Source organism: Salinispora pacifica CNR114, from assembly GCF_000514775.1.
GTDB lineage: Bacteria > Actinomycetota > Actinomycetes > Mycobacteriales > Micromonosporaceae > Micromonospora > Micromonospora pacifica.
The window spans coordinates 23,735-32,776 of the sequence record NZ_AZWO01000047.1; the positions used below are offsets into that span (position 1 = coordinate 23,735).

Here is a 9,042-nt window from a genome sequence, read left to right on the forward strand (position 1 = left end):
CGGCGCGCATTGCTGATCCCCCAGTGTGCAAATTAATCACAGTTGTCAGTAACTTGGATCGGCACTGCGTGGCCCTCGATGCCAGTTCTAATATAGGGCAGCCGACGCTCAGTCGAATCGATCCAACGAAGGTCGGCATCCAGATGGAAAATCGCCAGATCTGCGGCAATCACTTCCAGCGGTTCGGACCTCTGCGACGACTTAATCTTCGTCATTTCACGCATGAGTGTGCGATGCGCCGCTCGCTGTACGTCTAGCACCTGAGTGGCATCTCGTTGCGTCAACAAAGCAAGAACCACTTTGGCGTAAAGCTCAGGCTGGAGGTACTGCTGCACCGTTTCCGGCTCAGAGAACCAACGCTCGAGCCCACTCGTGCCGGCCTCGGTCACTTGAAAGAAAGTCCGGTCCGGACCGCCCGAACGACCCACGCCAGCGACGGTCACAAGGCCGTCCCGCTGCAACCGCTGCAGGGTGCTGTAGATCTGCCCGGACCGCAACGGCCGCCGGAAACCGAGCAGAGCGCCATAGCGTTGTCGCAGCTCATAGCCATGCAGAGGGTGTGGTTCCATCAGAGCGAGTAGCACCTCCGGCACGGCCATACAAGGATTATGCACTCAGTGGCTAGTGGTGGCAACCCGTCACGAACCTCGGGCATCGCAGCGGACATGATCGCGCCCACTCGGGAGTCGGCGATGAAGGCTCGGGCGCTCAACTGCACGCGCTCCTGCTTGAGTCGCGCGATGACCCGCACCACCAGCAGCGAGGATCCGCCGGCGGCGAAGAAATCGTCGCCGGCACCGAGCACCGGATCGTTCAGCATCTCGCGCAGTACCTCGAGCACGCGGGCCGGCACGTCGTTGGTCATGTCGGGGAACGTCCTCTCGGGTTCGTTCCGAAGGCCGTCACCGGTGGACGGTGATGCCGTGGCGGGAATCCACCTCCATTACGGGAGCCGGCGGAAGTACGGCAGCCCGTACCCGACGATGGTGATCAGGCCGGCGGCACCGAACGGGTGGCGCTCCTCCAGAGCGGTCAGTGCTCCGGCCAGCTCCCGCTGGTCGGCGACGGTGGGGGTGCGCAGCAGCCGGGCGGTGAGGTAGCAGGTGTGCACGGGCGGCATCACATACGGTCCGCCGGTTGGGGAGACCTGCTCCGGCGCGCAGTAGGCGGCCACGTCGAACTGGATGTCCGGCAGCCCGGCCCCGGTGGTCGGCTCCGGAACCCGCCGGGGCACCCGGGCTACCGGCTCGACCCCAACCAGGCTGGCGGCCGCCACCGCGAGCACCGCCGCGCCACGCAGCGCCGCCCGCCGGTTGAGGCCGGAGGCCGGCTCGGTCATGGAGAACCCAGCACCGGGTAGGCCGCCTCGATCCCGTCCAGCGCCTCGACGATCGCCGGTAGGTAGGACAGGTCCAGCCCGTCCACGGCGAACCGGAGCGCGTTGCCGCCGCCCGGTTGGTCCTTGGCCAGCCCGGTGATCGCAAGCCGGCCCCGGGAGGCGACCGCGACGGTGAGAGAGAGCCACTCCTCCATCGAGGTCAGGGTCGCCTCGCCGGACATCTCGGCGTCGATCCGCGCCAAGCTCGCGCGGAACGCCCGCAGCTCCTCGGCGCGCAGCCCGGCGTCCAGGTCGGCCCGGAACCCGCCGGCGCTGATCTCCACCGGGCTCATCAGCCAGTTGCCGTCCCAGTAGTCGTCGGCACCGGGGTGCAGCCGGCCGAGCACCCGGATCAGCACGCTGTCTTCGCCCGGCTGTCCGATCAGGACCTGCGGGTGGTGGGAGTCCGTCACAGCTCCCGCTACCTCCCGCGTATCACGGTGACCACGTCATCGTTGGAGTTTAGGATCACCCGCACCCCGGTGGTGCCCGGGTTGGCGATCTCCGCCTCGACCACGCTCGGTGGCACGCCGCGCGGGCTCGGCCTGTGTTTGTTCCACCAGGTCTGAAGCGCCCGACCTTCACCGTGGCACCGGTAGCCAACTACGACGGGAGGGGCGCGATGCCTACCACTGGTGTGATCATCAAACGATGCGGATGCCGTGACGCGAACCGGCGCCGGTTGGAGAGTTCATGCCCTCGGTTGACTGAGCGTGGTCACGGCACCTGGTATTTCCACTGCTCGGTCACGAATCTGGTTGGCCGTCGGGAACGGGTTCGCCGCGGCGGCTACCGTTCACGTGCCGCTGCCCGCCGTGCCCGCGACGAGTGGCTGGCCGGCACCGAGGCAGACCGCACCGCGCAGGGCTGGACCGTGCGACGGTGGCTGTGGCACTGGCTCGATAGCCGGACCAGGATCCGACCCACAACCCAGGTCCGCGCCCCACAGCCCTCATGTCTCTGCGCTGCTCGATCTATCGGACGCTCTCGCTGGGGCCCTCAAATCCGGCTGCATCCCCTGTACGTCCGTGTCAGTACCCCGACGTCCGAGCACCCACGGAGCACCCCCGAGATCATCGGCTCGGCTGAATCGTGGGGCTGTGACGGTTTGTCGGCTCCGAGTTGTCGTGTAGGAGGCCGGATGTGCCCGCGGACCGCGCCGCGCCCACCGAGAAGCGGACTCGACGCGTGTACGGCGAATTGCTATCTATGCTTCAGGGAGTCGCCTGCACTTTCGGGAGGTCCCTGCACTTGGACGATGGAGGATGCCCCGGTTGAGCGGTCGGAGGAATCTCGCGCGGACTCGCTGTACGGGGCCCGGTCGTGCCGGCCGCGCGGCATGGCGGTGCGCGACCGGTTCGCGGGGCGCGGGCGTGCTCGCCGTCGGGGCCACCGGGGCGGAGGCGATCACGTGGAGCCGGGACGCGGTCTCCCGCCTGCACTTCGAGATAACCAGGTGAACGTGCCGCGGTTAGGGTAGCCAGACGGCCCGGTCGTGCGCGAACATCACGCGGGCCGGGTCGAGCCGCGCTATCTGCCGTACCCAGGCCGGCGCCGGATCCAGCGTCTCCGGGTGTCCGTCGGCGTCCGCGCGCAGGTTGGCGAAGTCGCCAGCGAACGCACTCGCGTCCCGGTGGCTCTGTCCAGCGAGGATCAGCGTGCCGTCGGAACGCCGCACCGCCAACGACTGGTGTCCGAGCGTGTGGCCCGGCGTCGGCAGGACGGTGACCCCGGGGACAATCTCCGTCTCGCCATCCAGCACCTCGTACGTCAGCCCCGGCGCGTCGACCAGCTCCGGAAGCGTGTAGTCCTCGGTGGTCCGGGCGGTTTCCAGCTCGGTGCGTTGCGTGAAGATCGGCCGACCGGCCAGGTCCGGATTGCCGCCGCAGTGGTCGTAGTGCAGATGGCAGTTGACCACCATGTCGATGTCGTCGATGGACCGTCCGATGTCGGCGAGCGCGGCTCGGACGTCCCGCCGCCGCGGCTGGTACCGTGCCTCGACCGACGGATGGGTGCCCATGCCGCTGTCGAAGAGGATCCGGCGTTCGTCATTCTCAAGCAGGTACCCGAGCACGGGTACGGCGGCAGGCGAGCCGCCGGTCTCGGCACTCGGCCGAATGACATATCCAAAATCAATGCGATGAACCGAAAAGTCCTGCATCGCCTCATGGTTGCATGAGCGGTGCAACCATGCCGCGTCAGCAACACCGCCCAACCGATGGAAGGATCTGCCGCGATGAGACAGGCAGCGCGTGCACTCGTGGTCGGTGCCACCGGTCGGATTCTGCTGCTGCTGACCCGCGACCCGAACCGTCCGGGCACCGATCCCTGGCGGGAGATGCCCGGTGGCGGGCTCAAGCCGGGCGAGGACGCCCCCACCGCACTAGTCCGGGAAAGGCGTCGTGCTCATCGTCCGACTCGAACAGGCCAGGCCGGGCCAGGCCGTCAACGGAGATGACCGGCCGGACTCCCTAACGGCGGGCCAGCTCGACGGCCGACACACGCATCGCCGCCGGTGGCCCGGACGTACGCTCGATGTTGCTCGATATCCCAACCCACCTCCCGCAGCCGCGCGCTCCATCTTCACCCACACCGCCGTACGGACGCACGGACTATCCACGCGGACTGATCTTGAACACAGGAGCCCGCATGCGACCAGCAGGTCGGCCCGCAACCGACACGAGCCGTACTGCATGTGCAAGCTAGCTACCGGGCGAATCGGCAATGATCCCGCCGACGCCGCTGGCGTTCTGACCGACGCTGCCGACGCGATCGTAGGCATCGGCGCGGAGCTCAGGACCAACGAGGACAACGAGCCGTTGACCATCAGCGCAAGGACGCTCGTGTACTCGCGTCGCGTGCTCACGCGCGCCATCGAAGGGCTCATGGCCGGTATCTGGGTCTGCCCGTGCGGGGAGCCACACCGGCCGGACGCGGACCCCTGCACTCTCGTGCAGGGGCTCACCGCCGACCTCAACGTCGTCGGCGGCTGGCTGGCCGCACCGAACGAGCGGCCCGGCGACCAGCGGTAGATCCCTGACGACGACGGCTCTGCGGCGCTGGCCTGTTCCGCTTGTCAAGAACCCACAGAGCCAGCGGCCGGAACTCCAGCAGATCGAGCTGGCCCGCCGCTGCGGCCCGCTCGACAACCCGCTGCCACTCCGGCCAGGTCATCACCTGGCGACCAGCGCAGGCCGGCCCCGTCCGCCGCAGTCACTGTCACCAAGCCGTGGCGCTCGTCCCACTCGTATACGCAGTACATGCGAACACCCTGCGCCCATGGTGGTGCGTCCGCAGCCCACCGATCACACCCTGTGGATAACTCGCGTCACCTGTGGACAACGAGACGATCAAGGGGCTGGCCTGGTAGTGGGGGCGTCGACGCGCCCGGGTACCGGCACGCCCTCGACGGGTTCCGTCGGAGACGGCCGAGGAAGCGGCCCAGGCGGAGGAGCGGCACGGCCGGAACCCGTGCGTTGATCGGTGACGCCAATGGCGCTAGTCCCTGGCAAGGAATGAGTCAACGCACGGTATGCTGACTCGGTCATAAATAGTCAACCGTTGGAGGGCGATTTATGGCCGGAAACCACGCGGTTGACCAGGGTCGATTCGCGGCGGGGCCCGAGAAAGGAAACGGCTCCCGGCCCGAGTTCCGGGCCGAGAGCCGCCAGGTGCGGCCCTGTGGTGCGGTGTCCTACCTAGGCGGAATCTAGGTAGGCCGCCCCCACAGGGCTACAACCCGAGGTAGCGCCATAGAGCCGCTAGCGATGCCGCTGCCTGCAGAAACATCACGGCCCGTCGGACTGGTCGATCCTGCTCGCACGAACACTGGAGCAATGCGTATCACCTCCTTCACTCCATTGCGGAAGTGGCGAAGGTCAAGCGCCGGAGACAGCCTAACGGTAATCTCATCGAGCACCCGCATCGGGTCGATTCGCGACGAGAGTGACTTCCCGTCGATCTGCTGAAATACCCAACCCAGCCCCGAATCTCATCCATCACCATCCGGTACTGCCCCTGGTGCGGTACCGGCTTACCTGGCGGTGTGGACGACGAAAACGAGCAGGCTGGGTGGCTAACCGAGTGACGACCGGTGCGGACGCGAGTGGACAAGCACAGGCGATGGCAGGTCGCGTCCTCAGGTCAAGGGCCACGAAACAGCAGCTCAGGGAGCCGTGTTGGTTGCCTGGGGGTCAAGGAGTCTGCCGGGCACACACGGGGTAAAAGACACTGTGAAATGTCGGCAACCAGCCATCAACGATGTGAGCTTAGAGCAGTCCGCTTCTAGCCTACTGTTCGTTTGTCCACTGCACGCAGGTCGGGCGCTGGCCAGTGCGGACGAACTCGCGAGCGGCCTGCCGAGCGGTGTCTGGTGTGACCCGGGCTCGGTCGGGGCCGGCGAAAACGGCGTCGCCGCCGTAGTCGAAGGCGATGTCCGGGGTGCCGTCCGGCCACGGTGGCACGCCCGCCTCGACGCCGATCCCGCCTTCGGGGCCGAGCCAGAGCACAAACGACCGGTCCGGATGTCCCACGCCGATCTGCAGCGCCGGCGGCAGCGGTGCATCCCAAGGAGAAGCGTCACCAGCCAGGTGCTGCGGCGGGTAGATCCCGACGACCTGCGGAACACCGGACGCGGCGGCGTCGTTGAGGGCGGTGTCCACCTCCGCGATGGTGGAGCCGGGCCGGCGGTTACCCCGACCCCACGTGACGACGTAGCTCACTACACGATCCCCTTTCCGGTTCCCTCGTACTGGCCGACCGTTCGCACCCCAGCCGGAGCGTTCGGATCTTGCACGTAGATCGTGAGACGCGAACCCGCCGGGATGATGTGTCGCAGTATCCGATCGCAACCGTACGGGTCGTCCGTGCAGGGCTCCTTGTTGACCACGAGACTGACCTCGCGCGGCGCGCCGGGACGGCGCATCTGCTGAGCGGCGCGTGACTCCACATGATCAGTGAGCGTCCACGGAAACCCCTTCAGCCCGGGAATCGGACGCAGGTCGCTGGTGGATGCGATGTTGCGTCCGCTTCTCCAAGGCTCGGCCGATAGCGGGCGTCCGGTCGAGTCGAATGCCTGGCCGTGGGTCGGGCCGTGATCATCGGGGCGAGTGGGCAGATCCTGTCCGGCCTGCCGGATCCAGGACGGCACCGGGGCAGCGCCGCGCGTCGGAGCCGATGCTGGGGGTGGTGCCGGGAGTGTGATGCCGAGAGTGCGGCCATACGCTACAAGGGCAGCTGCTGCCAGGGCCGCGTCCCGGTCTGCCACCTGTAGGCGCTCGATCGCGGCCGTGACGTGCTGCAAGGCCTGGTCGACCAGCGCGTGCCGACTGGACGCGGTTACTGCGGTGAGCCGATCGCGGGCCCGGACCGCCGCCTCGATACCAGCCGCCGCCCCTGCCCGTGTCCGGGCAATGCCGTCCAGGACCGTGCGCAGCCCGGCGGCGACCGAGGCCATGCTCACCGGCCGGCTCCCCAGCACATGAAACGAAAGCGTACCGGCCGGTCGATGCCGCTACACGCCCTCAACGGCCCGGCGGAGAAACCGGTGCCTTTCGAAACGCGACCGGTGCTGCCGGTGGAGGTCACAAGCCAGTCCAGTGGTCCCGTCAGGGCCGTATGGCCCCAGCGTTCTGCGAGGGCGTGCTGTTGGCTCAGCCTGCCGCTCCGCCGGTTGCTCTTCGACTAGATTGCTCGTACCGTATGCGGAATCGCTGGTCAGGGCGGCTCCCCCCGTGGCCGCCCTGACCAGCTCTCACGCTAGCGGAGGCAGCAGGCCGGTCACGTCGCTTGACCTCGAGACCCGCTGCCGGGCCCCTCAGGCGATCTATCTCAACGCTGTCCACTGTTGGCCAGAGCGAAACGAACCGGCCGGCTGCGCCCGCGACGCAACGGTGACTGGTCGTTTGGCCACGGAGTGGAAATCGACGCCGGCGTGGCCAGCCGAATGACCGCGGATCTACAGATACTCCCGCAGGATTGACACCCACCATCAGCGCTGGAAACCGCCACTAAGCCCGGCTCAGCAGCCCAGGGCCCTCGCTGGATGCGTCCTTGCCCGTGTGCGTGGGACGATTCGTGGCATTGTCCGAGCCGACCCGGCCAGTCGAGCTGATCGCCACCGGCCGGCGAGTCCAGCACACCGAGCAGAGGAACCTCTCCATCCCGGCTGCCGGCTCAGCCCGGCGCTCAGCCGGTTGCCCCTCGATCAGATCGCTCGTACCGTTACGGAATCGCTGGTCAGGGCGGCTCCCCCCGTGGCCGCCCTGACCAGCCCTACGGTAGCGGGGCTGTGCTGATCAAGCCCAATGTGCTCGGGCCCGCCCCTCTGACCAGCTCACGACCGGTCCTGCGAGCGCCCGCTGCCAATAGCCGCGACTGCCCCCGCAAGCCGCTCTCGGGGCCAGCCCCGACATTACCGTCGTCGGCGACCGGCTCCTGATGGGCGATGAGCGGCCCGGCGGCCAGCGGTGGATTTCGCACCAGGGACGCCCGCCGGTCGCGGCCCGCTCCACTCGCCCTCTAGAACCCGGAGGACCAGCGCGCGAAACGCCAGCAGGTCGAGCTGGCCGGCTGTCGCCGCCTGGTCGGCGACTCGCTGCCACTCCGCCCAGTTCATCACCTGGCACCAACGCAGGCCGAACCCGTCCGCCGCAGTCACCTTCACCAGGTCACGGTGTGCATCCCACTCGTACACGCAGTACATGCCGAGCACCCTGCACTTCACGCCGACACGTCGACAGCACACCATCCGCGCTCTGTGGATAACTACCCGACCTGTGGACAACGAGACGATCAACAGGTGAATGTGGTACCCCGCACGCGTCTATCGCGCCGCCGACCCGCCCACACGGGCCCTCGTACCGGCGTCCAAAGGGATGACTCAGGCGGCGCAAGCATCTCAGAGCGTACGTACGCCACCGACAGGTGGCCCTCGTCGTCCCAGCCGAATGCAGGCCCAGGCCCGGCCATTGCGCCCGTTACCTTGTTGATCGTCCCCAGCCGGGGACTGCTCGGTCGCCTGGCCCGGTATGACTTACTGCCCCTGTCGTACGGATGATCCGGGGGGTGTTGTCGCCGGGCCGGGTGGCGTCGGCGGACCGCTGATAGGGACACGGCCACCCGCTGTGTTGGGGTAGGTCTCTTCGTAACGTGGGTGCCGGCAGTCGACGCCAGACTGGCGACCGAGCGGAGGAGACGTCGCGCGGAGGCGATGCGGTGCACGGCGATTATCAGGTGTTTCTCGGTCTCGATGTGGGAAAGGACGGCCACCACGCCGTCGCGCTGAACCGGGACGGCAAGCGGCTGCACGACGCGACGTTGGTCAACACCGAGGCAAAGTTGCGGCAGGTGTTCGACAAGCTCGCCCGCCACGGTCAGGTCCTCGTGGTGGTTGACCAGCCCGCCTCCATCGGTGCCCTGCCGGTCGCGGTCGCCCGGGCCTGCGGTCATCAGGTGGCCTACCTGCCCGGACTGGCGATGCGCCGGATCGCCNACCTGCACCCCGGTAGCGCGAAGACCGACGCCCGCGACGCCTACGTGATCGCCGACGCTGCCCGGACGCTGCCGCACACGTTGCGCCGCGTCGACGTCGGCGATGAAGCCCTCGCCGAACTCGAAGTCCTCGTCGGCTTCGACGACGACCTGGCTGGCGAGGCCACCCGGAT

At 67.8% G+C, this 9,042-nt stretch carries 11 protein-coding genes and 1 pseudogene; 4 read left to right on the forward strand and 8 right to left on the reverse strand.

What is annotated here, in order from left to right; translation table 11 throughout:
• Positions 1–32: 32 nt before the first annotated feature.
• The 4 genes from B118_RS0122220 to B118_RS0122235 all read right to left on the reverse strand — a co-directional run bounded on the left by B118_RS0122220 (position 33) and on the right by B118_RS0122235 (position 1,791).
• Positions 33–599, reverse strand: coding sequence for a PadR family transcriptional regulator (locus B118_RS0122220; protein WP_027646603.1), 567 nt, complete (start codon positions 597–599; stop codon positions 33–35).
• Entirely contained in the window at positions 569–865 is a 297-nt protein-coding gene (locus B118_RS0122225) for a phosphopantetheine-binding protein (RefSeq protein ID WP_027648898.1), read from the reverse strand. The genes B118_RS0122220 and B118_RS0122225 overlap by 31 nt, the downstream gene beginning before the upstream one ends.
• A 78-nt stretch (positions 866–943) precedes the next feature.
• Positions 944–1,339: a hypothetical protein gene (locus B118_RS33195; protein ID WP_238324095.1), complete on the reverse strand. Its 396-nt coding sequence runs from the start codon at positions 1,337–1,339 to the stop codon at positions 944–946.
• Positions 1,336–1,791 carry a WapI family immunity protein gene (locus tag B118_RS0122235; protein ID WP_027648899.1) on the reverse strand — a complete coding sequence of 152 codons (456 nt, stop codon included), beginning with the start codon at positions 1,789–1,791 and terminating at the stop codon, positions 1,336–1,338. Before B118_RS0122235 ends, B118_RS33195 begins: the two co-directional genes overlap by 4 nt.
• Before the next feature lie 290 nt (positions 1,792–2,081).
• Between B118_RS0122235 and B118_RS33735 the strand changes: the two are divergent.
• A pseudogene (locus B118_RS33735) lies at positions 2,082–2,315 on the forward strand (site-specific integrase); the annotation flags it as partial.
• Between the two features lie 534 nt (positions 2,316–2,849).
• On the opposite strand, the gene B118_RS0122250 reads toward B118_RS33735, so the two are convergent.
• Positions 2,850–3,539 carry an N-acyl homoserine lactonase family protein gene (locus tag B118_RS0122250; RefSeq protein WP_027648901.1) on the reverse strand — a complete coding sequence of 230 codons (690 nt, stop codon included), beginning with the start codon at positions 3,537–3,539 and terminating at the stop codon, positions 2,850–2,852.
• 75 nt (positions 3,540–3,614) lie between these two features.
• Here B118_RS0122250 and B118_RS33945 point away from each other — a divergent pair, with 75 nt between their 5' ends.
• Positions 3,615–3,836 carry an NUDIX domain-containing protein gene (locus B118_RS33945; RefSeq protein WP_162173369.1) on the forward strand — a complete coding sequence of 74 codons (222 nt, stop codon included), beginning with the start codon at positions 3,615–3,617 and terminating at the stop codon, positions 3,834–3,836.
• Between the two features lie 235 nt (positions 3,837–4,071).
• Entirely contained in the window at positions 4,072–4,410 is a 339-nt protein-coding gene (locus B118_RS28930) for a hypothetical protein (protein WP_033671690.1), read from the forward strand.
• A 1,257-nt stretch (positions 4,411–5,667) separates the two neighbouring features.
• On the opposite strand, the gene B118_RS0122260 is transcribed toward B118_RS28930, so the two are convergent.
• The 3 genes from B118_RS0122260 to B118_RS33200 form a co-directional block, all read right to left on the reverse strand.
• Positions 5,668–6,099, reverse strand: a complete 432-nt coding sequence (locus tag B118_RS0122260) for an Imm1 family immunity protein (protein WP_028193475.1) — start codon at positions 6,097–6,099, stop codon at positions 5,668–5,670.
• Positions 6,099–6,833: a DddA-like double-stranded DNA deaminase toxin gene (locus B118_RS31045; RefSeq protein WP_029122321.1), complete on the reverse strand. Its 735-nt coding sequence runs from the start codon at positions 6,831–6,833 to the stop codon at positions 6,099–6,101. Before B118_RS31045 ends, B118_RS0122260 begins: the two co-directional genes overlap by 1 nt.
• A 957-nt stretch (positions 6,834–7,790) precedes the next feature.
• A complete protein-coding gene (locus B118_RS33200; protein WP_238324097.1) occupies positions 7,791–8,102 on the reverse strand; it encodes a hypothetical protein in 312 nt (103 codons plus the stop codon).
• A 491-nt stretch (positions 8,103–8,593) separates the two neighbouring features.
• Here B118_RS33200 and B118_RS0122275 point away from each other — a divergent pair.
• Positions 8,594–9,042, forward strand: a 449-nt coding sequence (locus B118_RS0122275) for an IS110 family transposase (RefSeq protein ID WP_028193477.1), incomplete at its 3' end; no start/stop codon positions are given.